Origin of the sequence: Lactococcus sp. S64 (genome assembly GCF_016516525.1) — a bacterium.
Lineage (GTDB): Bacteria > Bacillota > Bacilli > Lactobacillales > Streptococcaceae > Lactococcus > Lactococcus lactis.
In genome coordinates, this window is record NZ_JACVUQ010000048.1 from 1 (window position 1) to 219 (window position 219).

Sequence of the window (219 nt, forward strand, 5' to 3'; positions counted from 1 at the left end):
CCATCGATAAATCGTAGTATGGCAACATTGACTCCACGGTCATAAAGCAGTCCTTGGACTTCATGATAGTTCAAATTGTAACAAAGATAGTAGCATATAACTACAATAATCACATCTTTTTGGAATTGTTTGGCTCTCAAATGATTCATCTATCAAGAATAACTAACATTTTTCTCCATTTTACAATAAAATAGGATTTATGGGAAACTTCGCAACAGA

The 219-nt window shown here is 32.9% G+C and carries 1 pseudogene; it reads right to left on the reverse strand.

Annotated elements, in window-relative coordinates:
* Positions 1 to 149 (reverse strand): annotated as a pseudogene (locus IAE51_RS12100) (IS6 family transposase); the annotation flags it as partial.
* Between the last annotated feature and the right edge of the window lie 70 nt (positions 150 to 219).